Source organism: Klebsiella sp. R390, from assembly GCF_051131745.1.
In the GTDB taxonomy this organism is placed as follows: domain Bacteria; phylum Pseudomonadota; class Gammaproteobacteria; order Enterobacterales; family Enterobacteriaceae; genus Klebsiella.
On sequence record NZ_CP180445.1, the window covers coordinates 158,273 to 182,056 of the forward strand.

The window sequence follows — 23,784 nt, forward strand, 5'->3', positions numbered from 1 at the left end:
AAAATAATAATCTACCCGCCATACTGCAAGCTGCATGAACTCTGGCTATATACCCCAGCCCATCCTGGGCCGCGCCCTGACAGGGCGCGGTAAATAACGTTTAAATCTGCTGGAGCGCCCGTTGTGCCAGCGCCGCGAAATAACGGGCCGCCGGGGCAATTAAGCGGTCATCCGGGTTATAGGCCGGGTGGTGAAGGCCATATTCACTGGCGCTACCGATGCTGACAAAGGCGCCGGGAATATGCTGCAAATAGACGGCGAAATCTTCGCCCCCCATATGTAAGTCGGCGTCATGAGTACGATAACCGGACTCTGCGGCAACCTCGCTGGCAAACGCCGCCCAACCGGCATCATTGACCAGTGCCGTCGGACCGGCATACCAGAACACATCAATCTGGGCGCCAAAAGCGCTGGCAAACCCGGCGGCGATCTCGCTGACTCGCGCCTTCACGCGCTGCTGTACCTCACTGCTGTGGGTCCGTAGGGTACCCTCGAGCTCCACGCTTTCCGGCAGCACGTTCCAGGTATTGCCTCCCTGAATCCGCGTCACGCTGAGCACCACCGAATCGAGGGTATTCACCTCGCGACTGGCGACGCTTTGCAACACGGTGACCAGCTGGCTGGCCAGTAGAATTGCGTCTTTGCCTTCATGGGGACGGGCGGCGTGAGCACCTTTGCCGGTCACCTTAAAGACAAAACGATCGACGTTGGCGTAGAAAGCGCCGCCGCGGGTGGCAAATTCGCCCAGCGGCAAGCCGGGTTCATTGTGCATGCCGAAAATCGCCCTCACACCTTCCAGCGCCCCGGCACGAATCAACGTTTTCGCGCCGCCGAAGTTCTCCTCTGCGGGCTGAAACAGGATCCGCACCCGACCTGGCAGCTGTGCTTCAGCCTCTTTCAGCAGCAGTGCGGCACCGAGCATCACGCTGGTGTGAATATCGTGGCCACAGGCATGCATCACGCCTTCGTGCTGCGAGCGGTAAGGTAGCCCGGTGTTCTCCTCGATGGGCAAGGCGTCGATATCGGCCCGCAGGGCGACAATGTTGTCGCCGCTGCCCACCTCCACCACCAGTCCGGTTTTCAGTTCATAGGGCAGCACCCGCAGGCCACCGCTTTCCAGCCAGTCACGAATGCGGGCGGTGGTGGCCACCTCCTGCAGCGAAAGCTCCGGGAACTGATGCAGTTCGCGGCGCCAGCCAATCAGCTGTTGTTCAAAACTCATGACAGCACCTCCGCGCGGTGGTGGGCCTGAGCCAGCAGGCGTAACGAATCCAGCCGGGCCTGCCCTTCACTCACCGGGGTATCAATAATAAATTCGTCAATCTGCCAGGCGGCATGCAGCGCATCGAGCTGGGCTTTCACCTCGTCGGCGGTGCCGGCCAGCAGCGATGATTCGCGACGGGCAATGTGCGTCGGCGGACTTCCGGCCTGGCGGGCAAAGGCCAGCGCCTGGGCCTCGCTCCCGACGGTTACCCGTTGGCCGTTTTCCAGCGCCACGCCCCAGACCTCGACCTGTTTTGCCAGCGCCAGCGCCGTGGAGCGGTCTGCGGCGACGATCGCCTGCACCGCCACGATAGTCTGGCGGCGGCTCAGCGTCCGCCAGCGGGTCAGCACATCGCGCAGCAGGGTTTTGTCTCCGTTCAGGTGGGCGGCAAACACGAAATGCCAGTCCAGCCGGGCGGCCAGTTCCGCGCTTTCGAGGCTGGCGCCCAGCAGAAAGCCGTCAGCGCGACGCGGTGGAACCGGCGTCGCACGCAGGCTCTCTTCGCCAGTGTCCTCGGTCAGCGACAGCCAGTTATCCAGTTGGGCGAGGCTATCGGCAAAGGTCCCTTTCTCTTCGGCGTGAACCCCTTGCTGTAACGCCCGGGTCGACAGCGGCAGGCCGCCCGGCGCCTTACCTACTCCCAGGTCTACCCGGCCCGGCGCAAGCGAGGCCAGCAGGTTAAAGTTTTCCGCCACTTTATACGGACTGTAGTGTTGCAGCATGACGCCGCCGGAACCGACGCGAATCTGTCGGGTCTGGCCGAGGATCCAGGCGATCACCACTTCCGGTGACGGGCTGGCAAGTTGATCGGTGTTGTGATGTTCGGCAACCCAGAAGCGGTGATAGCCCCAGGTTTCGGCCTGTTGCGCCAACGTTAATGTACGCGTCAGCGCCTGTGCAGCGGTTTCCCCCGCCGCCAGCGGACTTTTATCCAGAATACTGATTCGATAAGACATTTCGCAGGCTCGTATTAACAAACATGCCTGCATTATTAGAATCAGCCGCGGCCGTTGAGAAACAATTTATTTACATGTGCTCTGCCGGAAAATAGATATGCCGCGTCGCACCTGTCTCAGTCGGCGGATCACTCTGGCGCCGGGGGCGAAGCAACCTGCTGCTGCAGCTGATGTATGAAGGCCTCGGTCTGCTGCTGATTGCGCAGACGAATAAAGCGGATGTGCTGCCAGCTCGGGTCGGCCATATCCATTTGATAACGCAGGCGGTTCTTTCTCCAGGTGGTGATGGTCCACCAGAGAATGGATTCGCGGCTAAAAAAGGAGCGGCGGAAGCTTTCGCGGTTGCCGGTACCGGGCCACAGCTCCTGCTGTGAACGCGCGCGCGCGACGGCCCGGCAAACGGCCTGCCTGAGGGTCCGCCAGAAGCCGTAGTCGACCCAGATGACCATGTCGACGTCACGCCACTTCACCGGACGGCTGCGATTGTAGTTGCCGTCGAGCACCCAGCCGGGTCGGTCGATGGCCGCCGCCAGTTTGGCAAAGAAAGCCTCATCCGGCGTGCCCTGCCAGTGCGGCTGCCAGTACAGGGTGTCCATCTCAATACAGGGAACGGATAGCATCTGCGCCAGTCGGCGCGCCAGGGTCGTTTTGCCTGAACCACTGGTGCCCACTATGTTGATCTTCATGGCTGTCTCCCGGCCATTTTGGGGCCGGATATTTTAGCCTGGCAGGGAAATATGCGCTATTACCTCGCCCGCAGAAATACCGTGCTGGTTGGTATTCACCGGGCGAGACGCGATTAGCTGGCGGGGTACTGCTCGTCACTGACCTGTTCAAGCCAGGTAACCGGGCTGCCGTTTTCAGATTCGGCAATCGCGATATGGACCATCGCCGTCTGGGCGCAGGCACCGTGCCAGTGTTTCACTCCCGGCGGGATCCAAGCGATATCGCCCTGATTCAGCACCTGCGGCGCCTGACCCCACTCCTGCAGCCAGCCGCGTCCCTGAGTGACAATCAGCGTCTGGCCGAGCGGATGGGTATGCCAGGCGGTACGGGCGCCGGGTGCAAACGTCACCGTGGCGCCGCCCACCTTAGCCGGTTCGGTGGCCTGAAACGGTGCATCAATGCGAACATCGCCGGTAAACCAGGTATCCGGGCCTTTGCGGGATGGCAGTGAACCGCTGCGAATAATATTCATGATCGTTCCTCTCAACATAGGGTGTGTGTTGAAAGTAGCGCAAAATCACGACGCTGATTAGACTACTAAATAAGAAAGTAACCATGAGCAAAATTCATTAATCTGGAAAACCGATGTTAAAAGATAACGTTAACGACCTGCTGTCGTTTATGGTGGTGGCCCGCGAACGCAGTTTTACCCGCGCAGCTGCCCAGCTTGGCGTGTCGCAGTCGGCCCTCAGCCACGCGATGCGCAATCTTGAAGCCCGCCTCGACGTGCGTCTACTTTCCCGCACAACCCGCAGCGTCGCCCCAACGGAAGCGGGAGAAAGACTGTTCCAGCGCCTGAGCCCGCACCTGATGGAGATTGAGCAGGAGCTGGCCGCCCTGCGCGATACCCGGGACCAGCCGGCAGGTAATATTCGCCTGACCGCTGGCGAGCATGCCACCAGCGCCCTGCTGTGGCCGGCGCTGAAAACCTTTATGTTGCAATACCCGGATATCAATATCGAAATTACCGTGGATAACGGCCTGACCGATATCGTTGATGGCCGCTTTGACGCTGGGGTTCGCCTCGGCGAACAGGTGGCCAAAGATATGATTGCCGTGCGTATCGCCCCCGATATGCGCATGGCGGTAATCGGCTCCCCGGGCTATTTACAGCGCTATGGTACGCCGCAGACGCCCTACGATCTTGAACAGCATCGCTGCATCAATATGCGTCTGCCGACGCTTGGCGGGCTTTATGCCTGGGAGTTTGAGCAGGATGGTCGCGAAGTCCGCGTGCGCGTTGAGGGGCAAATCATTTTAAACAGCCTACCGCAGCGTATCGATGCCGCTGAATCCGGGCTGGGTCTGGCCTACGTTCCTGAGGACAGCATCGAAGAGGCGCTGGCGAAGGGACGACTGGTTCGGGTGCTCGAGAGCTGGACCCCGTCGTTCTCCGGTTATCACCTCTATTACCCTGGGCGTCGGCAGCATACCACCGCCTTTAGCCTGTTGTTAGCCCACCTTCGTCATTGAACTCATTGATATATAAGCAAGTGCGGTGCAGTGATGTTTTACGTGCGTGACTATCTCGTTACGTGTAGGATGCTGCGCCATGCTCTGCTTATCTCCTACGTCAGAATGATGGGAAAGCCAGCATAACGTACTGCGTCTCAGCAGTGCGCAGAACCACTCATGGACATTGACAGGAAAATGGGTACCACAATGAATACTAAGCAAAACACAGCGGCGGAACACCACGCCGCCAAGCGTCACTGGCTAAACTCTCAAGAATCGGGATATCACAAAGCGATGGGTAACCGTCAGGTACAGATGATCGCCATCGGCGGGGCTATCGGTACCGGTCTGTTCCTCGGCGCAGGTGCGCGTTTACAGATGGCCGGGCCCGCCCTGGCGCTGGTGTATCTGGTCTGCGGCCTGTTCTCATTCTTTATCTTACGCGCCCTCGGCGAACTGGTATTGCATCGCCCCTCCAGCGGCAGTTTCGTCTCCTATGCCCGCGAATTCTTAGGTGAAAAAGCGGCCTACGTGGCGGGATGGATGTACTTCGTTAACTGGGCGATGACCGGGATTGTCGATATCACCGCCGTGGCGTTGTATATGCACTACTGGGGTGCCTTCGGCGATGTCCCGCAGTGGGTCTTCGCCCTCGGCGCGCTGGCGATCGTCGGCACCATGAACATGATCGGCGTGAAGTGGTTCGCCGAAATGGAGTTCTGGTTTGCGCTGGTCAAGGTGCTGGCGATTGTCGCCTTCCTGGTGGTGGGGACGGTGTTCCTCGGCAGCGGTAAACCGCTGGACGGCAACGCCACCGGTTTCCATCTGATCACCGATAACGGCGGCCTGTTCCCGCACGGCCTGATGCCGGCGCTGGTGCTGGTTCAGGGCGTGGTGTTCGCCTTTGCCTCTATCGAACTGGTGGGCACCGCCGCCGGTGAGTGTAAAGATCCGCAGACCGTGGTGCCGCGCGCCATTAACAGCGTGATCTGGCGTATTGGTCTGTTTTACGTCGGCTCAGTCGTGCTGCTGGTGCTGCTGCTGCCGTGGAATGCCTATCAGGCCGGGCAAAGTCCGTTTGTCACCTTCTTCAGCAAGCTGGGCGTGCCGTACATCGGTAGCGTGATGAATATCGTGGTACTGACCGCCGCGCTCTCCAGCCTGAACTCCGGCCTGTACTGCACCGGACGTATTCTGCGTTCGATGTCGATGGGCGGTTCTGCGCCGAAGTTCATGTCGAAGATGAGCCGTCATCACGTGCCGTACGCCGGGATTCTGGCGACGCTGGTGGTGTATGTCTTCGGGGTGTTTCTGAACTACCTGGTGCCGTCACAGGTCTTTGAGATCGTACTGAACGTGGCGTCGCTGGGGATTATCGCCTCATGGGCCTTTATCGTGGTGTGCCAGATGAAGCTGCGTCAGGCGATTAAGGAAGGGAAAGCGGCGGATGTGAGCTTCAAAATGCCAGGGGCGCCGTTTACCTCCTGGCTGACCCTGCTGTTCCTGCTCAGCGTGCTGGTACTGATGGCTTTCGATTACCCGAACGGTACTTATACCATCGGTTCGATTCCGCTGATTGCCGTGCTGCTGGTGGCCGGCTGGTTTGGCGTACGCAAACGCGTTCATGCCATTCATAGTGAAGCGCCTGGCGTGCAGACGTCACAGAAGTAAGCGTATCGTGGTTTGCCCGGAAACGGGCAAACCACCTGCTGTCACTTAATTATCTTCCACCAGCTGCGACACGTCGCTGCTGTTAATCTGACGATGGTTGCCAGATTCATCGACATAGCTGGTCATACCGGTGTCTTTATCCAGACGCGGCTTGCCCTGAGTCACAATGGTCTGCCCACTTTTTGTTGTCATGACGTAGTTTGAACTACAACCTGCGAGCAGTGCCAGCATCGCGCCAGCGCACAGCACCATAAATGGCTTATTCATACATCCTCCGGAATGATTACCATCGCCCCGCAACGGCGGGGAAAGTATTGATTGTAATGTCATTACATTCTTCAGGCCAATCGCTGTTTGTAACAGAGGGTGATTCAGGCGGGTGGGAGGGGTCGCCCCCTCCTCAAAAACGATTTACAGCGCAATACGGATAACGTCATCCGGCTGGGTGGCTTCTTTCTGACGGCTGGATTCCTGCTTCACGCTGACGTACAGCGTTTTACCGTCGGCGGAGAGCGCCAGGCTATTCGGGTGAGTCGGGGTTTTGAAGGTTTTAACGACCTTGTAGGTTTTGCCGTCAATCACGCTCACTTCACCGGCTTTACGATGCGTCACATAGGCTTCATTACGCGTCGGGTTGAACAACACCGCCAGCGATTCCGGGGCGGCAATTTTCTGCAGCACTTTGCCATCGCGGAGATCGACCACCAGAACTTCCGGCTGTTTGCCATCGGTGATAAAGGCGCGGTGACCGGCAGTATCCAGGCTCAGGTTCAGATAGAAGTGCTCTTTCCCGTCATCCTGCAGCTTTTTGCGGCTGATAATTTTGTTGCTGTCGCTGTCGATGGTCAGCAGTTCGCCATCGGCATTGGTGGTGTAAATACGTTTGGCATCAGCATCCACCGCCAGACCGGTTGCCATCGCGCCGGTATTGGTGATGGTATTTTTCAGCGTCAGCTTTTCACCATCCACGACCCAGATCACGCTCTCTTTACCCAGACCGGTGATATAGACGGTGTTGGTTTTTTCATTAACCGCCAGTTCACGCGGTGCCAGCGGGCGCACGGTTTCGCTGCGTTTGCGATCGTCGAGCACCAGACGGCCTTTCACCGCGCCGCTTTTCGCGTCAATGGCGGTGACGGTGCTGTCGGTGGTGTTGCCAAACCACAGCGTTTGCGTCGCGTTATTGATCGTCGCGCCGAACGGTTTCAGATCGTTATGAATAACCTGAGTCACCTCCAGCGTGGTCGGATCAAGACGATAAACAATCCCGCCTTTATCCAGCGAACGGCTTTGAGAAGTAGCGACCCACAGCGCATTTTCCTGCTGGCTGTAAGCCATTTCGTATGCGCCCTTACCGACCGCCTTGCGCAACATTTCTTCTGCCGCATGAGCACTGAAGCTCCCCGCCAGCAGTAAAGAGGTTAATAACAGTGAACGGCGCAGACGCGGCGCGGACAGATGACGTAATGACATGACGACTCCCTTTGATAAAACAACTATGTGCCTGCTCGACATTGCTTCCTTGACGCAAAGTCATGGCTTTGCGTTATTTTCAAATGCGAATAGTAATCATTATTTCAGGTAAAGTGGAGCGCTATTTCTACATCCACGACGCGAAAATAGTCATTCGGTGCCATTATTTAACTAAAATGCTGTTAATAATTTTCAAAAAATTACAAAAGGATTAACATGTGCGCATATGTTCCGTTTGGTTCGTTTTACGAGTAGCTGTCATGAAAATCCTTTCCGTGCGCACGGTTGCGCTTCCTGCCCTTCTGTTACCTCTCTTTGCCATGGCCGAGAGCGACGAGCAAACCATGGTCGTGACCGCCGCGCCTACCACGGTGTCCGAACTTGATACCCCCGCCGCCGTCAGCGTGGTCAACGGGGATGAGATGCGCCAGGCCGCCCCGCGGGTGAACCTTTCCGAATCGCTGGGTGCGGTGCCGGGGCTGCAGGTGCAGAACCGGCAGAACTACGCCCAGGATCTGCAATTGTCGATTCGCGGTTTTGGTTCCCGCTCCACCTATGGCGTGCGCGGGCTGCGCATCTACGTTGACGGTATTCCGGCCACCATGCCCGACGGCCAGGGGCAAACCTCGAATATAGATATTGGCAGCGTGGAGAGCCTTGAAGTTCTACGCGGCCCCTTCTCTGCCCTGTACGGTAACTCCTCCGGCGGGGTGATCAATGTCTCGACCCAGACCGGCAGCCAGCCGCCGACCATCGAAGCCAGCAGTTATTACGGCAGTTTCGGGACCTGGCACTACGGCCTGAAGGCCACCGGGGCCGTCGGCGACGGAACCCACGCCGGTGACGTCGATTACACCGTGTCGACCAACCGTTTCACTACCCACGGCTATCGCGACCACAGCGGCGCGCGCAAAAATCTGGCCAATGCCAAACTGGGCGTACGCATCAATGACGTCAGTAAACTGACCCTGCTGTTTAACAGCGTAGATATCAAAGCCAATGACGCCGGTGGACTGAGCTACGATGAGTGGCAGAGTAATCCGCGCCAGTCGCCTCGCGGCGATCAGTACAATACTCGCAAGTCGACGAAACAGACCCAGGCGGGGCTGCGCTATGAAAGAGCGCTCAGCGAGCAGGACGACCTGAGCGTCATGATGTACGCCGGAGAGCGCGAGACCACGCAATATCAGTCGATTCCGCGGGCACCGCAGCTTAACCCCGCTCATGCGGGTGGGGTTATCGATCTGACGCGCCATTATCAAGGCGTTGATACCCGCTGGACCCACCGCGGCGAACTGTTGGTGCCGGTCACCTTCACCACCGGGCTCGACTATGAAAACATGAGCGAGCGCCGTAAAGGATACGAAAACTATGTGATGGTCAACGGCGCACCGCAGTACGGTGAAGAAGGCAGCCTGCGTCGCAATGAACGTAATCTGATGTGGAACCTTGACCCTTATCTGCAGACCCAGTGGCAGCTGACGGAGAAGCTCTCCCTCGATGCCGGGGTGCGCTACAGTTCGGTGTGGTTTGACTCAAACGATCAGTACATTACGACTGGCAATGGCGATGACAGCGGCGAGGCCAGCTACCACAAATGGCTGCCGGCAGGCTCGTTGAAGTACGCGGTGACCGATGCCTGGAACGTCTATCTTTCTGCCGGACGCGGTTTTGAAACCCCGACCATTAACGAGCTCTCCTACCGTTCGGATAATCAGAGCGGCCTGAACTTCGGCCTGCAGCCATCGACTAATGAAACCGTCGAAATTGGCAGCAAGACGCGGATCGGCAACGGCCTGTTTACCGCGGCCCTGTTCCAGACCAATACCGATAACGAGATTGTGGTGGATGCCAGCAGCGGCGGGCGTACCAGCTATAAGAACGCCGGTAAGACGCGGCGTCAGGGGATGGAACTGGGTCTGGATCAGCAGTTTGCGGAGAACTGGCGCCTGAAAGCCGCGTGGACGTGGCTGGACGCGACCTACCGGACCAACGTCTGTGACGACAGTAACTGCAACGGCAATCGTATTCCGGGCATCGCGCGCAATATGGGGTACGCCTCATTCGGCTATCAGCCGGATCGCGGTTGGTACGCCGGCAGCGATATCCGGTATATGAGCGATATTATGGCCAACGATGAGAACACTGCCAAAGCACCGTCGTGGACGGTAGTCGGTCTCACCACTGGTTATAAATGGAGCTACGGCAAGATGGATATGGATCTGTTTGGCCGCATCGACAACCTGTTTGACCGCAGTTACGTCGGTTCGGTTATCGTCAACGAGTCCAACGGCCGCTATTACGAGCCAGCACCTGGGCGTAACTACGGCGTCGGCCTGAACCTCGCCTGGCGATTTGAGTAACGCCTTTTGTCACCGGGTGAAGTACCCGCGTCGATACCCATAAAAAACCCGGATAGCTATGCGCTATCCGGGTGATAATTATCGTGGTTCAGTAAAACCTGGAGCGAAATTAATCGTCAGGGGAAACGCGGACCACCACTTTACCGAAGTTCTTGCCCTTCAGCAGGCCGATTAGCGCCTCAGGTGCACGCTCCAGCTCATCAATTAGCTGCTCGCGATATTTGATTTTGCCTTCCTGCACCCAGCAACCCATTTCAGCCTGGAACTCGGCAATACGATGACCGTAGTCCTGACCGATGATAAAACCCTGCATGCGGATGCGTTTTTTCAGCAGCGTCCCCATCAGCAGCGGCAGGCGATCCGGTCCCTCCGGCAGGCTGGTGGCGTTATAGCCGCTGACTAAGCCGCAGACCGGCACCCGCGCCGAGGTATTAAGCAACGGCAGAACGGCATCAAAGACCTTACCACCGACGTTTTCATAATAGATATCAATCCCCTGTGGGCAGGCTGCCGCCAGCTGCGCGGCGAAATCATCCGCATGGTGATCGAGGCAAACATCAAACCCGAGCGTCTCTACCGCGTAGCGGCATTTCTCGCTGCCTCCGGCAACCCCCACTGTACGGCAGTCTTTGAGTTTGGCAATCTGCCCGACCGTGGCGCCGACCGGCCCGGTCGCGGCAGCCACCACCAGCGTTTCACCGGCTTTCGGCTGACCGATATCCAGTAGGCCCATATAGGCGGTAAACCCAGGCATTCCCAGTACTCCAAGCGCCCAGGAAGGATGCTGCGGGTCGGTGCCCAGCTTCACCAGCCCGCTGCCGTCGGAAAGCTCATAGTCCTGCCAGCCGCTGTAGCCCAGCACCCATTCGCCAGCTTTGAAATCGGCGTGATGGGAGACTTCAACCCGGCTCACCGTACCGCCGACCATCACCGCGCCAATCTCCACCGGCGGCGAGTAGGATGGCGCATCGCTCATCCGGCCACGCATATAGGGATCCAATGAGAGATACACCGTGCGCAACAGCAGCTGGCCCGGGCCTGGGGTCGGCACATCGCCCGCTTCCAGACGGAAATTATCCCCGGTCGGCTCGCCGTGTGGGCGGGAAGCCAACACCAGTCGACGATGACGCTGTGGATGAAAAGCCATAGCAAACTCCTCCAGTTAAAAGCCTGTACCAAGGCTAGTCGCAATTGACGCCACGCACATTGGCATTATGAGGCAGATTGATTTAACCGCACCACCAGGTAGGTACACGATGCGCTGGATTCATTGATAAACCGGCAGTCGTTTGGCGGCCCCAGTTCAAGACAGTCTCCGGCCCGCATTTCATGCCGGGTGGCGCCTTCGACAAACACCAGCTCCCCCTGCTGCAGCCAGATAAGCTGACGCGCCAGCACATATGACGATGCCGGCATCGGGACATCGCTGCCCGCAGGCAGCTCTACCTGCACCAGATCGATCGGCAGATCGCTACGCGGAGAGACGTGGCGCCGCAGATAGTGGCTTTGCGGATCGCGCCAGACCGGCTGCTGGGCAAAACGCAACAGTTTCCCTTCCTGCATCTCGGCCCTGGCGATCAGGGTGGACATACTGATGCCAAAGGCACCGGAAAGCCGCCCGAGCATCGAGGCCGTAGGGCTGCTTTCGCCGCGTTCAATCTTGTGGATCATCGCGCGAGAGGCGCCGGCGCGCTCGGCCAGGTCGCTAAGGGACCAGCCGCGAGATTCGCGTTCGATGCGTATGCGTGCGCTAATGCGCTGATTCATATTGTCTTCAATAGTATTCATAGCGTAGTACTATAGTGTATGAATCGTCCTGCAACAAGGAGATGGCCCGCAAATCCACACTCTGCTCAACACCGCAGAATTCCTCGCATAACAGGGAATAATAAATTTTTCGCTAAAACAGATGACAGCGTTACGTACATTATTGTAATAATATCGTACTACTATAGTGAACAATTACTGAGGTCTGCTATGTCCATTCGCCATGCCTGTAAAGAAGATTGCGCCGCCATCGCCGAAATCTACAACCACGCGGTGCTGCACACCGCCGCTATCTGGAATGACAAAACCGTCGATACCCATAACCGCCTCGCGTGGTTTGAAGCCAGACAACTTGCCGGTTTTCCAATCCTGGTCAGCGAAGAGGATGGCGTTGTCACCGGTTACTCCTCGTTTGGCGACTGGCGCGCTTTTGACGGTTTTCGTCATACCGTCGAGCATTCAGTCTATGTGCACCCCGATCATCAGGGTAAAGGGCTGGGGCGCGCCCTGCTGGTGGCGCTGATTAACGAAGCCCGTCGGCTCAATAAACATGTAATGGTAGCCGGGATCGAAGCACAAAATCAGGCCTCGCTGCATCTCCATGAAACGCTGGGGTTTGTCACCACCGGGCAGATGCCGCAGGTCGGGACTAAGTTTGGTCGCTGGTTAGATCTGACCTTTATGCAGCTACAGCTTGACGATCGCCGCGATCCGGATGGCCGTGCATGAACCAGTCGTTGACCCTCGCCTGCCTGATTGCCGCGGGCATCGGGCTGGTGGTGCAGAATACCCTGATGGTGCGCATCACCCAGTCCGCGTCGACTATCCTGATTGCCATGCTGCTTAACTCGCTGGTCGGGATTGTTATTTTCGTGACGATCCTGTTGCTGCGCCACGGAGCGGCAGGATTTCAGGAGCTGGCGATCAGCATCAAATGGTGGACCTTGATTCCGGGCCTGCTGGGGTCATTTTTTGTCTTCGCCAGTATCAGCGGCTACCAAAGCGTGGGCGCGGCCACCACTATTGCGGTGCTGATTGCCAGCCAGCTGGTGGGCGGATTAGTCATCGATATTATTCGTGCACACGGGGTGCCATGGCGGGCGTTGCTGGGGCCGGTCTGCGGCGCAGTGATGCTGGTAGCAGGCGCCTGGCTGGTCGCCAGACGCCAGTTCTGAGGCGGTCGGTCAGAGAATGGCGCCACCCTTGTTTAACTGCTCGCGGCGCGCCTCCTGCTCCTCATGGTGCTGACGACCATGATGCGCAATGGTGGTGCGTAACCGCTGCTGCTGGGTAAAGCGCTCGTCGCGCCCCAGCTCAGCGTCATCGCTAAGGGCGATCAGCAGTTCATTCATATGGGTTATTACCCCTTCGGCAATCGCCGCGTCCACGCGGGCGATAACGTCATCCAGATGCGCCATTCTGTTCTCCTTTCGCTTTAATTCAGTTTTACTTTAGAAAAATCGCTGCCCATCAGGCTCACGCTATAGCCAGTGACGTTGCTGCGCGTGGCGTAGAAGGTTTTTCCGGTGGCCAGGGTGATCCATGGTGCCTGCTGATAAAAGATCTCCTGCGCCTGGCCATACAGTGCGGCGCGCTGCTGCGGGTCGCTGACCAGAATCGCTTTTTTGACCAGCGCGTCATAGGACTTATCACACCAGCGGGCAACGTTAGAGCCGGTCTTAATATTATCACAGCTCAGCAGGGTACCAGCAAAGTTGTCCGGGTCGCCGTTGTCCGACATCCAGCCAAACAGCGCGCTGTCGTGCTCCCCTTTGCGCATGCCGGAGAGATATTCACCCCATTCATAGGTCACGATGTTGGCCTTGATCCCCACTTTGCTCCAGTCGCTCTGGATCATTTCAGCAATGCGCCGCGAATTGGGGTTGTACGGGCGTTGCACCGGCATCGACCACAGGGTCACTTCAGCCCCTTTTTCCAGCCCTGCCTGTTTCAGCAGTGCTTTAGCTTTTTGCGGATCGTAGTCGTAATCCGGCAGATCTTTTTTATAGCCGAGCATGTTTGCCGGCAGCGGCGATTTGGCGACGGCGCCGGAATCCATAAATACCGCGCGGACGATGGCCTGTTTGTCAGTCGCGTAATTCAGCGCCTGACGCACCAGCACGTTATCAAACGGCTTTTTCTCGGTATTAAACGCCAGATAGCCGACGTTGAGTGCTTCCACTGCATGTAGCGCCAGATCCTTATTCCCTTTGATCACCGGGAACTGAACCGGTGAAGGCGCCGGGATAATCTGGCATTCGTTGGTTTGCAGCTTCGCCAGACGCGTCTCGACGTTCGGGGTAATGGAGAAGATCAGGTGTTTTGTCGGCACCTCGCCTTCCCAGTAGTGCGGGTTAGCAATATAGCGAATCAGCGAGTCGACTTTATATTGCTGCAACGCGTAAGGCCCGGTGCCTATTGGCCAGGTATCAACGTACTCCGGCGTACCTTTTTTCAGCATGGCATCGCCATATTCCGCCGAGAGAATAGAGGCAAAATCCATCCCCCAGTCGGCGAGGAAGGCGGCATTCGGCTCCGCCAGCACAAACTGGACGTGGTAATCGTCGAGCTTTTTCACCTCTTTAATCAGCTTATCCAGCCCGACGTCGTGGAAATATTCATACTGCCCCTGCGACACGTTGTGATACGGATGTTTGGCATCCTGCTGGCGCAGCACGGAGAACAGCACGTCATCGGCGTTAAAATCGCGGGTCGGCGTGAAGTATTTGTTGCTGTTGAACTTCACGCCTTGACGCAGGGTGAAGGTCCAGGTTTTGCCATCGGGAGAAACGCTCCACGCGGTCGCCAGCGACGGGACCGGGGTGTTTTTCAGCGGATCGAAGGTAATCAGGCGGTTATACAGCACCTGAGAGCTGGCGACAAAGGAGGGGCCGGAGCTGGCAATTTGCGGGTTAAATGATTCCGGTGAGGCCTCGGAGCAATAAACCAGCGTGTCGTTTCCGGCCGCCCACGCGGCACCTGCCGGCAGTAATGCGCTTAACGCCAGCGCAAGTAACGTTTTCCCTGTAGACATGGTTATAAACCTTATCAATTTGTTATATGTGCACTAATAACAGCACAGCAGGATTCAACCGGCAAATAATCAATTAGCATCAGGTTATGCGCAAACGGGTGTTTTCGTTGATTTATTCAGCACCCCGTCTCCCCCGCTCCCAGAAGTTGTGAACTGCCTACAAAACCGGGAAAAAAACGTGCGATTACCGCCCTGCTTTTACCGCACGCCTGTGCCACCCGGTACACTCGGGAAACCGCAGACCAGTGAGGCTTCCCATGACAATAACCTGCACGTTATACACCAACGGCCAATGGCATGATGCCGAAGGTCATGCCACCTTTAGTCGCCACCATCCGCTGAACGAAGAGGCGGCTTCCGTTGCCTCTGCGGCAAGCCTTGCCGACGCCCGACGCAGCGTCGAGGCCGCAGCGGCAGCCTTCCCGCAATGGCGTGATACGGCCCCCGTAGAGCGGCGGCGCCTGCTGCTGGAGGCGGCGGAACAGCTGCTACTACGTGAGGCGAAGTTTATCGCCGCCATGGCCGCAGAAACCGGCGCCACGGCCCACTGGTCCGGCTTTAACGTCCATCTGGCGGCCGATATTCTGCGTGAAGCAGCCGCCCTCACCACCCAAATCGAGGGCCAGGTTATTGCCTCGAACGTGCCGGACAACCTGGCGATGGCGGTACGTCAGGGCGCTGGCGTGGTGCTGGGCATGGCGCCGTGGAACGCGCCGTTGATCCTCGCCACCCGCGCTATTGCCACGCCGCTGGCGTGCGGAAACACGGTAATTCTTAAAGGCGCAGAAATATCACCTGCCAGCCAGGCGCTGATCGTCGACGCGCTGGCGGCAGCCGGGTTGCCGGCCGGGGTGGTGAACTATCTGACCTGCGCGCCGGCGGATGCCCCGGCGCTGGTCGAATCGCTGATCGCCCACCCGGCGGTGCGCCGCGTCAACTTCACCGGATCCACCGCGGTGGGCCGTATTATCGCCCGCACCTGCGGTCAGTATCTAAAACCGGCGGTACTTGAACTGGGGGGCAAAGCCCCGCTGCTGGTGCTCGACGATGCCGATCTCGACCAGGCTGCGGCTGGGGCAATATTCGGCGCCTTTGCCAACGCCGGGCAGATCTGTATGTCGACCGAGCGGATCATCGTTGATGAGTCAATTGCCGAGGCGTTTATCGCACGATTAAGCCGCCGGGCGGCAACGCTGCCCGCCGGACTGATTGGCCCCGTTGTCGATATGAAAACCGTGGTGCGCTGTAATGCGCTGATTGACGATGCGCTGGCAAAAGGCGCGCGGCTGTTAACCGGCGGCAAGGCTGACTCGACACAGATGCACGCCACCCTGCTTGATGGGGTCACCCGCGAGATGCGCATCTGGCAGGAGGAATCCTTCGGGCCGGTGAAAGCGATTATTCGCGTCAAGGGTGAACAGGAGGCGTTAGATGTCGCTAATGAAAGCGAATACGGGCTCTCCTCTGCGGTCTACAGCCGTGATAGCGCCCGGGCCTGGAACGTGGCTCAGGCGCTGCAAACCGGTATCTGCCACATTAACGGCCCCACCGTACACGATGAAGCCCAGATGCCGTTTGGCGGCTGTAAAGCTTCGGGCTACGGACGCTTCGGCGGCCGGGCGGGCATCGCTGAGTTTACCGAACTGCGCTGGATAACCCTACAGACCCGCCCGCGCGAACTGCCGTTTTAATCATTATGGCTGCGTATGGTTAGCAAATTCCCATAAGCGGTTATAGGCCACATCATTCAGCTGGCGTTCTGCGGTGATATTGCCGCGGAACGGTCGCGACGTGGTTGCGGCGGCGCCCCATGGCGCAAGCTTATCGTAGCTGCCGTCAATGGTGCTGTGCGCAATGACCAACTGGCCATTAGCCGTGTTGCCCGGCAGATAGCCGGTCTTCCCCGCTCCTTGATCCCAGGCGCGCCCCAGCTTCGCTTTGAACTGCCCCTGATAACCACTATCGCCGGTAAAGCGGCTGTTCAACACCAGGAAACCATAGGGGTTATCCGGCAAGGTATTGGGAGCCAGCACATAGGCTTCCGCTGAATGACGCGTAGAAACGGTATGGAAATGCACCTGGTCAAACACCGCGTTCGCCCGCCCAAAGACGTAATCAACATCCCCTTCGACGTAACTGTCTTTGATATAGACCCGGCTGATGCGGTCGGTGACGGCGGCGTTACGTTGATCGCTGGTATTAAGGTAGAGGGTATCCTGACGTCCAAGCAGGCGGACGTTCTGCAACTGGACCCGGTCGCCATCGGTGCGCAACGCCACGCCCTGATGGGTCCCGCCATCCACGTTGTCGAGCAGGCTGTTCACAATGCTGATGTTCGCCAGGTGAAAATCGGCGCTTTGCGCCCACATCACCGCTGCGCAGTTGGTCCCTATCATCGGGGTGGTACGCCCGGCGCACAGCGCGTACTGATACCAGGCGGGATCTCCCGGACGGTATTGCTGCTGCGCGTTCACCACCTGACGATAGCGTTGCGGCGAGAATTGTGAATCCAGCGGCAGTTCGATTCTCACCGCTTCGGGATCGGCCCCGCTACCGTAAATAGTCACCGGCGGCGCATCGGCCGGAATGTACACCGTTTCCCGGTAGACGCCCGGCTCCACCCGAATGATTATGCGCTGGCGATCCCCCGCCTGCTGGCGGATTGCCGCATTTAACGCCTGCTGAACGCTGGTGTACGGGGCGCCGCTATGGGCCACCCGCCATAGTGTGTCGCGCGTTTTCAGGATCTCCGCCGACGGCGTCCACGGGCCGTCAGGGGATGCTAATAACCCACCGCGCGAAAAATAGTTCGCTTGGGTAAAGGTGCTCGCTTCTGCGGCCGTGAGTAACGGACGCGTTTCACTTCCACCTCCACTTCCACCTCCACTTTCACTTCCGCGTAGTGTCGGGGTTGAACAACCTTGCATAACGAATGACATGCTAAGCAACAGGGAAAGCGCAGGCATCGGGATCTTCGGCATTTATCGGGCACCACATGTTATTGGAATGATAAACCAATAATAATGAAATACCGTTTCTTTAATCATGCCACGATCACGCTTTACGCTTCTGCTTCCACCCGTGCGCAGAAACTGGCAATCCTGTCAGCCAACGCCGCGGGGTTTTCCCAGGCCATCGAATGCCCGGCATCCGGTACCGTCAGCAACGCAATACCCTCGGCCTGGACGTCATTGGCTTCCTGCGCGGGTAATGACAGCTCGCCGTATATCAGGGCCTTGCGGCAGGTTAACTGTTGAAAACGGCTGAACCAAGACGGTGCCACGCCGGCGACCAGGCTGCTGGCCCCGCGCCATACTGCCCAGGGGGCGCTGTTTTGCAGGCATCCGGCCCAGGGAGAGGTCTCTGCTGCCAGCATCCCGGCATAACCGCTGGCGACAAATTCGGCCTCCGGTTGAGTGGCGATAGCCCGGCTGTACATTCCTCCCCCGGCATACAGATTAGGCTCCGCCACCAGCAGCGCCAGAATACGATCGCCAGGACACTCAGCGACTTCAATGGCGATGCTGCCGCCCATGCTATGGTCGTACAGATAGCAGCGGCTCAGTTGAAGATGTTCGAGCAGTTCAACCACCACCTGAGCCTGCTGGCTGGTGCTGTAGCTATACTGCGCAGGCTTATCGCTGTAGCCGTATCCCGGCAGATCGATGAGTAGCGCCCGTCGCCCATGAAACGCCGGGTCGGTCACCACGCGCGGGTAATCGTAGGATGACGCGCAGCCCAGGCCATGAATAAAGACCACCGGTACACCGCGCCCAGGGAGATCGAGCCAGCGCACGGTCGCGCCAGCCAGTGAGGAGAAAAAGCCATTCATAACGTCGCTCCATCAGCATTAACTGTGTTTTTATACAGTAGCAATATACCAATTGCCAGCGACTTTATAAGGTCAGAACAGAGAGACCAGCAGAGCCATAGGAAAACTAAATGGCCATGTGGCGCCGATCAACAATGCCGCCAGCAGGCGGATAAGTCGGCTTTCTTTGGTTAAAAACCAGCTTATTATTGCGCAGATACATCCCATAACTGCGTAAAAAACCAGCATTTTCTGGTATAGGGTCATTCTTATTCCTTCCCTGACAAGCCCATCAAGGTACCTGCTTTATATTCTCAAAGCGGTACAAGACAGTTCACAACACCACATAAAAACCACGGTATTTAACGCCCAATTCATCCTTGTCTGATAGCACTTCCTTTCACCTCGTACTATACCTGTAGAGGCTTACTCATAAAGGTGGCGTTATGGATGTTTCCAGCAAAACCGTAATTCTGATTAATGTCGGTGCAGCGTTTGCGCTTATCAGCCTGTTATCTGTTCGTTTTGGTTGGTTTTACTGATTTACTCAGCAAAGAAACCTAAAAAAGCAGCCTCTATGGGCTGCTTTTTTACGATTTTATCGCGGCTGTTTTATCAATACGGGTCTGAGACTGGGTCTGTTGCACAGCAATAACCCGGTTATAATCAGGGTCATATTCCGGTAGCAAATTAACTTTTTCGCTATCCCATTCCGCTGCAACGCAAATGGCTTCACTGGCCCCTTGCTGTTCACAACCCCGAATATGCTGTGCCGGTGAATAACCGTATAGCAGTGCCGTGGCGCAGGCCACCGACAGGAGAAATACTATCTTTTTCAAAACAAGTTCAACGTTAAAGTAACAAATTATGATAAATGGTCGCACGCGGGTGCGTACAAAGTCAAACCTCAAACGCGCTCTTTCCGCTACAGTAGCGCACCGACCAGATATTTTTAACATTTCATCTACATTTTCTTTTTTGCCCAGTGCCCAACCGCCCTCACTATTTTCTCTCGGCTAGCCATTTTCAATTAATTATGTAATGCGAATAATCTGTAAGATTTAATGAAATTGTGCGCTATTGGTTTTTTTAGTTTAAAAGCAATAGCGTCAACATGATGCAATATGAAAATGGGTATGTAATTTCTAAATTACGCCACATTAACGTCATGGACGTTGACACAAACTAATGGCAATGACAAATGTAAGGGTTATTTAGTATCCATAACCGCGTGCGGCGCTCGCTGTTGATATCGTGATACAAACCATCACAATAAAAACCATACAAAGCAACAAGTTAATACCGCCTTATTAATCAAATGTTGTAATGAGAATAGCGCAAAATAATATTTGCGTTATTCCACTTGTGAATTTATATTCGGATGCGTCTTTTTGCATTTTCTTTATTGTTCATTTTATTTTGAGGTGGTCCATGTCAGGAATTATTGCGCTGGTAGCGGCGCTAATATTGCTGGTTCTTGCAGTGTACAATCTTTATTCATACATTCGCGATCGTCGTCACTCCAGTCTGCCGACAAAAAAACATAAACGCTAGCGAGAAATACCCACAACGTTATTATTGTCTCACGCCTGGCGAGCTCATATTGCCTCGTTCCCTTCAACCACAATAAATCAGAACGTTATCCATGAAGCTCTACTCATTGTTCGCGTCAGCATCCTTTCAGGGGACGCTATCCCCGTAAAGCAGGTCTTCCTGAAGGGCAAAAAAAACCCTGCAGCATATGCAGGGTTCTTATACAGGTCGTAGTTCTGGCAACCTTGAATTAAGTTACGCGCCCCACCCGGCGCTTATCTCCGGCACTCACTCTGGCTTAGCTCTTGAAGGGGCATAAGAATCATCTCATATCTCTTCACATTTGTTTTAGCAATAACTGCCATTGTGATTATTAGCAAGCTAATGAGCGTGGTGTGTGATAGTCTCACTAATGACAAAATGTTGGCCCGGAAGTCTGTTGCGCGCCTTCAGCATCATTGCTCCCCTCTTTTTTCAGTTGCAGTGACGTTGCTGGTTCTGGGGGCTTTCAGATGAGAACAAACATGCCTTATCATAGGTAGGGTATTGATGGCTTCAGGCGTCGTTAACACGATCGTTGGCCACTCGCTGTAGTGCGGACCCGGCAGCATTAGCCGTCTGCGAATCATGGATAGTTAAGGTAATTAAATGAGTTTTGTCTGGTATATGACGCTGATCTGTATTCTGATGGCCTACCTGATGATGAGCGTCCTGCCGATGTAGCCTGTCTCACCTGCTGGCATGTCGTCACCCTCCTGCTCATACACGGTAAACCAGAACAGGGATATCTTCGGAACTGACGGGTCTGTACCTAACCCGTCAGCCACGACCGCTTACTCCCTACGCCAAAATCCTGCAACAGCGCTGGCCCTATAAAGATTTGGGGGCATGTGCAGTGAACTTTCATGGGCATCTAACGTCTGACCGATGAACTCAACCAAAGCAGGTTTAATCTCATGAGATTTATTTTCCCGATTCTTGCCATTATTGGCGTCTCTGGATGCGATGATGCCAGACAATCCCCGCCACCGTTTCCAAACGAACTGCATAGTAAATTCGAAAATCAAACAGGAACATGGCAACTCATTGATAAAAAGAAAGACCTCAACGGCGACGTCACTGAGGTTCTTTTATTTAATACCGCTGATGGTGAGGTGTGTAAAATAAGCACCATATCTGATAAAGACAGGCCAGCAGATACCTCCCCAGTCCGTTGCTACTCGGTGAATGACCATGAAACAGACCGCACACCTCCTGCCGAGGATGACGAAATAACGAATGATAAGGATCGGTAGGAAAAGATAATTAGCGATACCGCCACTATACAATAAGTCCCGCAACAGATTATCTGTCATTGATAAAAATGGCCCGCTAATGCGAGCCATAATGAACAAAACTATTCGCTCATCTAAATGCAGTGTTAACAGGAACTTCTGCATCAGGTTCATGCGTAATTCTGTTTCGGAGATCCCGGCGAATTATCTCAATAGACCAAAACCATACTAAGTGCCCCACTATCTCTGAAACGTTTTCATACCATGGAAGGTCGAAAAGAGGCGGAGTTAAGCCCATCAGCGGGAATGAAATCATATGGACAAACAGTTGCGCAAGTGCACCCGCTAACAGCCCCTGCCATAACTTAATTTTAGGGAACACTTCAGCAACGACACAATATCCAACGGCGAACACTATGGAGAATATAATGTGCGTTACGCCCACCCAGTTAAATACATGCCCAGCAAAGGTATAGACCGCGGCATTAGGGTCTGCGAGCCCCAGCCAGTCGCGTAGAAAAATATATGGAGGGTTGAGGAAGTTCCTGGAGCAATCGATTTGTCCGGCAGCCCGAATTAATGATTCTGGCCCACACGCACTCGTAAATATGTCCACAGGACTACGCGGAGGAAGGGGAACTTCAGCACCCCATTTGACAAATGCCGACACCACGCCCGAGATAAGCCCAATAAACAACGCAACACCATAACGCCGTCTGCGAGGTTCAGTCTGTACAAAAAAGTCTCTTACTGCCATAACGCCACCACTCATAAGGAATATTTACCGTTCCTTAATCTTCCTTAAGTTGGATGCGTATCATTTTGATTTAGATCAGTGTTTACATTTCCCCTCCGAAAATTGTTTTCATAAACAAAAAACCCGCCAGGTGCCTGACGGGTACTCTTTGCGGTTGATCTTGCGGCGCGATCTTAGCTTCAGTGCTCCACTTATGCCACGCAATGCAGCGGCTGAAATATCAATGCATCACATTACAGCCACTTATCACTTCATCAGTGTTTTATCATCACGTGGCGCACCACCGTATAGTCTTCCAGACCATACATCGACATATCCTTGCCGTAGCCGGAGAGCTTCTGCCCGCCGTGCGGCATCTCGCTCACCAGCATAAAGTGGGTGTTTACCCAGGTACAGCCGTACTGTAAACGCGCGCTCAACCGGTGGGCTCTTCCCACATCCTGCGTCCACACCGATGAGGCAAGGCCATACTGCGAATCATTAGCCCATGCCAGAACCTGATCTTCATCGCTAAATGACGTCACGCTAACCACCGGACCAAAGACTTCCCGCTGGACGATCGCATCTTCCTGTTTTGCCCCGGCCAGCAGCGTCGGCTGGTAGAAGTAGCCTTTTCCGTCCACCTTGCTACCGCCCGTCACCACGTTAATGTGTGCCAGCCCGCGTGCCGCCTCAACGGCAGCGCTAACCCGCTCCAGATGGGCCAGCGAGCTGAGCGGCCCCAGTTCGGTTGCCGGGTCATCCGGCTGGCCAACGTTGAGGCTGGCTACCGCGGCGCCCAGTTTCTCGACCAGACGATCATAAATCCCCTGCTGGGCGTAAATCCGACAGGCGGCCGTACAGTCCTGCCCGGCATTATAAAAACCGAAGGTGCGAACCCCTTCCACCACCGCGTCGATATCCGCGTCGTCGAAGACAATCACCGGTGCTTTACCACCCAGTTCCATATGGGTGCGTTTTATCGACGCTGCGGTATGGCCAATAATATGCGCCCCGGTAGCGATCGAGCCGGTCAAGGACACCATCCGCACTTTCGGGTGCGCGGTTAGCGGGTCGCCCACGGTTTGTCCGCGGCCAAACAGCACGTTCAGCACGCCTGGCGGCAGAATGTCTTTGGTCAGTTCCGCCAGTTTCAGCGCCGTTAATGGCGTGATTTCTGAAGGTTTGATCACCACGCAGTTGCCGGCGGCCAGCGCGGGCGCCAGTTTCCACGCCGCCATCATCAGCGGGTAGTTCCACGGCGCGATAGAGGCAACGACGCCAACCGGGTCGCGGCGGATCATCGAGGTATGTCCTTCGAGGTATTCCCCGGCCGCCATCCCCGGCAAACAGCGGGCTGCACCGGCAAAAAAGCGGAACACATCGGCGACGGCGGGCAGCTCGTCGTTAATGACACAGTGCAGCGGTTTGCCGCAGTTTAAGGATTCCAGTTTTGCCAGGGTCTCGGCATGGTCGTCGATGGCATCCGCCAGCTTCAGCAGATATTCCGACCGGCTCTTCGGTGTGGTCTGGCTCCAGCTGTCAAAAGCCCGGTCCGCCGCCTCAACTGCCGCATTGACCTGTGCTTCAGTCGCTTCGGCGATCTCAAGGATCACCTCGCCGCTGGCAGGATTGAATACCGGCACCATTTCGCCTTCACCTGCCACTAACTCACCGTTAATCAAAAGGTTATGTTGCATAGTATTATCCTGTACATGAGA

Annotated in this window: 25 protein-coding genes; 9 read left to right on the forward strand and 16 right to left on the reverse strand. The window is 56.1% G+C overall.

Going from position 1 to position 23,784, the window contains the following annotated elements:
* Positions 1-100: 100 nt before the first annotated feature.
* The 4 genes from ACMYSP_RS00690 to ACMYSP_RS00705 all read right to left on the reverse strand — a co-directional run bounded on the left by ACMYSP_RS00690 (position 101) and on the right by ACMYSP_RS00705 (position 3,418).
* Positions 101-1,222 carry an amidohydrolase gene (locus tag ACMYSP_RS00690; RefSeq protein ID WP_434584945.1) on the reverse strand — a complete coding sequence of 374 codons (1,122 nt, stop codon included), beginning with the start codon at positions 1,220-1,222 and terminating at the stop codon, positions 101-103.
* Positions 1,219-2,220 carry an LLM class flavin-dependent oxidoreductase gene (locus ACMYSP_RS00695; RefSeq protein WP_434584946.1) on the reverse strand — a complete coding sequence of 334 codons (1,002 nt, stop codon included), beginning with the start codon at positions 2,218-2,220 and terminating at the stop codon, positions 1,219-1,221. The genes ACMYSP_RS00690 and ACMYSP_RS00695 overlap by 4 nt, the downstream gene beginning before the upstream one ends.
* A gap of 128 nt (positions 2,221-2,348) precedes the next feature.
* Entirely contained in the window at positions 2,349-2,906 is a 558-nt protein-coding gene (locus ACMYSP_RS00700) for an adenylate kinase (protein WP_434584947.1), read from the reverse strand.
* 113 nt (positions 2,907-3,019) lie between these two features.
* Entirely contained in the window at positions 3,020-3,418 is a 399-nt protein-coding gene (locus ACMYSP_RS00705; RefSeq protein WP_434584948.1) for a (R)-mandelonitrile lyase, read from the reverse strand.
* Between the two features lie 113 nt (positions 3,419-3,531).
* Between ACMYSP_RS00705 and ACMYSP_RS00710 the strand changes: the two genes are divergently transcribed.
* Positions 3,532-4,419, forward strand: coding sequence for a LysR family transcriptional regulator (locus ACMYSP_RS00710; protein WP_434584949.1), 888 nt, complete (start codon positions 3,532-3,534; stop codon positions 4,417-4,419).
* A gap of 189 nt (positions 4,420-4,608) precedes the next feature.
* The gene (gene ansP / locus ACMYSP_RS00715) at positions 4,609-6,072 is read left to right on the forward strand and encodes an L-asparagine permease (protein WP_434584950.1); all 1,464 of its coding nucleotides are present in this window, start codon (positions 4,609-4,611) and stop codon (positions 6,070-6,072) included.
* Positions 6,073-6,117: 45 nt separating this feature from the next.
* On the opposite strand, the gene ACMYSP_RS00720 is transcribed toward ansP, so the two are convergent.
* Together ACMYSP_RS00720 and ACMYSP_RS00725 are read right to left on the reverse strand one after the other, a co-directional pair.
* On the reverse strand, positions 6,118-6,339 hold the full coding sequence (locus ACMYSP_RS00720) for a YgdI/YgdR family lipoprotein (RefSeq protein ID WP_434584952.1): 222 nt from the start codon (positions 6,337-6,339) through the stop codon (positions 6,118-6,120).
* A gap of 144 nt (positions 6,340-6,483) precedes the next feature.
* On the reverse strand, positions 6,484-7,545 hold the full coding sequence (locus ACMYSP_RS00725; RefSeq protein ID WP_434584953.1) for a YncE family protein: 1,062 nt from the start codon (positions 7,543-7,545) through the stop codon (positions 6,484-6,486).
* Positions 7,546-7,805: 260 nt separating this feature from the next.
* On the opposite strand from ACMYSP_RS00725, the gene pqqU reads away from it, so the two are divergent.
* Positions 7,806-9,908, forward strand: coding sequence for a TonB-dependent receptor PqqU (gene pqqU / locus ACMYSP_RS00730; protein ID WP_434584954.1), 2,103 nt, complete (start codon positions 7,806-7,808; stop codon positions 9,906-9,908).
* Between the two features lie 109 nt (positions 9,909-10,017).
* Here the strand turns inward: pqqU and ACMYSP_RS00735 are convergent, their stop codons facing one another.
* Positions 10,018-11,055, reverse strand: a complete 1,038-nt coding sequence (locus ACMYSP_RS00735; RefSeq protein WP_434584955.1) for an NADP-dependent oxidoreductase — start codon at positions 11,053-11,055, stop codon at positions 10,018-10,020.
* A gap of 65 nt (positions 11,056-11,120) precedes the next feature.
* Positions 11,121-11,696 (reverse strand): helix-turn-helix domain-containing protein, encoded by a 576-nt coding sequence (locus tag ACMYSP_RS00740; protein ID WP_434584956.1) that lies wholly within the window; start codon positions 11,694-11,696, stop codon positions 11,121-11,123.
* Between the two features lie 189 nt (positions 11,697-11,885).
* On the opposite strand from ACMYSP_RS00740, the gene ACMYSP_RS00745 reads away from it, so the two are divergent.
* Together ACMYSP_RS00745 and ACMYSP_RS00750 are read left to right on the forward strand one after the other, a co-directional pair.
* On the forward strand, positions 11,886-12,404 hold the full coding sequence (locus ACMYSP_RS00745) for a GNAT family N-acetyltransferase (protein WP_434584957.1): 519 nt from the start codon (positions 11,886-11,888) through the stop codon (positions 12,402-12,404).
* A complete protein-coding gene (locus ACMYSP_RS00750; protein ID WP_434584959.1) occupies positions 12,401-12,850 on the forward strand; it encodes a DMT family transporter in 450 nt (149 codons plus the stop codon). The genes ACMYSP_RS00745 and ACMYSP_RS00750 overlap by 4 nt, the downstream gene beginning before the upstream one ends.
* A 9-nt stretch (positions 12,851-12,859) precedes the next feature.
* On the opposite strand, the gene ACMYSP_RS00755 is transcribed toward ACMYSP_RS00750, so the two are convergent.
* Both ACMYSP_RS00755 and ACMYSP_RS00760 read right to left on the reverse strand, forming a co-directional pair.
* On the reverse strand, positions 12,860-13,093 hold the full coding sequence (locus tag ACMYSP_RS00755; protein ID WP_434584960.1) for a YdcY family protein: 234 nt from the start codon (positions 13,091-13,093) through the stop codon (positions 12,860-12,862).
* A 17-nt stretch (positions 13,094-13,110) separates the two neighbouring features.
* The gene (locus ACMYSP_RS00760) at positions 13,111-14,709 is read right to left on the reverse strand and encodes an ABC transporter substrate-binding protein (RefSeq protein ID WP_434584961.1); all 1,599 of its coding nucleotides are present in this window, start codon (positions 14,707-14,709) and stop codon (positions 13,111-13,113) included.
* 257 nt (positions 14,710-14,966) lie between these two features.
* Between ACMYSP_RS00760 and ACMYSP_RS00765 the strand changes: the two genes are divergently transcribed.
* Positions 14,967-16,400, forward strand: coding sequence for an aldehyde dehydrogenase family protein (locus ACMYSP_RS00765; protein ID WP_434584962.1), 1,434 nt, complete (start codon positions 14,967-14,969; stop codon positions 16,398-16,400).
* Positions 16,401-16,403: 3 nt separating this feature from the next.
* Here the strand turns inward: ACMYSP_RS00765 and ACMYSP_RS00770 are convergent, their stop codons facing one another.
* From ACMYSP_RS00770 to ACMYSP_RS00780, 3 genes are all read right to left on the reverse strand, one after another.
* Positions 16,404-17,690: a putative acyl-CoA thioester hydrolase gene (locus ACMYSP_RS00770; RefSeq protein WP_434584964.1), complete on the reverse strand. Its 1,287-nt coding sequence runs from the start codon at positions 17,688-17,690 to the stop codon at positions 16,404-16,406.
* 80 nt (positions 17,691-17,770) lie between these two features.
* The gene (locus tag ACMYSP_RS00775) at positions 17,771-18,541 is read right to left on the reverse strand and encodes an alpha/beta fold hydrolase (protein ID WP_434584965.1); all 771 of its coding nucleotides are present in this window, start codon (positions 18,539-18,541) and stop codon (positions 17,771-17,773) included.
* 72 nt (positions 18,542-18,613) lie between these two features.
* Positions 18,614-18,787, reverse strand: a complete 174-nt coding sequence (locus ACMYSP_RS00780) for a GhoT/OrtT family toxin (RefSeq protein ID WP_004861568.1) — start codon at positions 18,785-18,787, stop codon at positions 18,614-18,616.
* A gap of 179 nt (positions 18,788-18,966) precedes the next feature.
* Between ACMYSP_RS00780 and yncL the strand changes: the two genes are divergently transcribed.
* A complete protein-coding gene (yncL, locus tag ACMYSP_RS00785) occupies positions 18,967-19,062 on the forward strand; it encodes a stress response membrane protein YncL (protein ID WP_071844919.1) in 96 nt (31 codons plus the stop codon).
* Positions 19,063-19,110: 48 nt separating this feature from the next.
* Here yncL and ACMYSP_RS00790 read toward each other — a convergent pair whose 3' ends face one another.
* Positions 19,111-19,359 carry a hypothetical protein gene (locus ACMYSP_RS00790; protein WP_434586986.1) on the reverse strand — a complete coding sequence of 83 codons (249 nt, stop codon included), beginning with the start codon at positions 19,357-19,359 and terminating at the stop codon, positions 19,111-19,113.
* A 592-nt stretch (positions 19,360-19,951) separates the two neighbouring features.
* Here ACMYSP_RS00790 and ACMYSP_RS00795 point away from each other — a divergent pair.
* Positions 19,952-20,074 (forward strand): small membrane protein, encoded by a 123-nt coding sequence (locus tag ACMYSP_RS00795; RefSeq protein ID WP_434584967.1) that lies wholly within the window; start codon positions 19,952-19,954, stop codon positions 20,072-20,074.
* 935 nt (positions 20,075-21,009) lie between these two features.
* Complete coding sequence (locus tag ACMYSP_RS00800; RefSeq protein WP_434584968.1) at positions 21,010-21,348, forward strand: hypothetical protein; 339 nt, start codon at positions 21,010-21,012, stop codon at positions 21,346-21,348.
* Positions 21,349-21,457: 109 nt separating this feature from the next.
* On the opposite strand, the gene ACMYSP_RS00805 is transcribed toward ACMYSP_RS00800, so the two are convergent.
* Together ACMYSP_RS00805 and patD are read right to left on the reverse strand one after the other, a co-directional pair.
* Complete coding sequence (locus ACMYSP_RS00805) at positions 21,458-22,084, reverse strand: YagU family protein (protein WP_434584969.1); 627 nt, start codon at positions 22,082-22,084, stop codon at positions 21,458-21,460.
* A gap of 254 nt (positions 22,085-22,338) precedes the next feature.
* A complete protein-coding gene (patD, locus tag ACMYSP_RS00810) occupies positions 22,339-23,763 on the reverse strand; it encodes an aminobutyraldehyde dehydrogenase (RefSeq protein ID WP_434584971.1) in 1,425 nt (474 codons plus the stop codon).
* Positions 23,764-23,784: the final 21 nt, after the last annotated feature.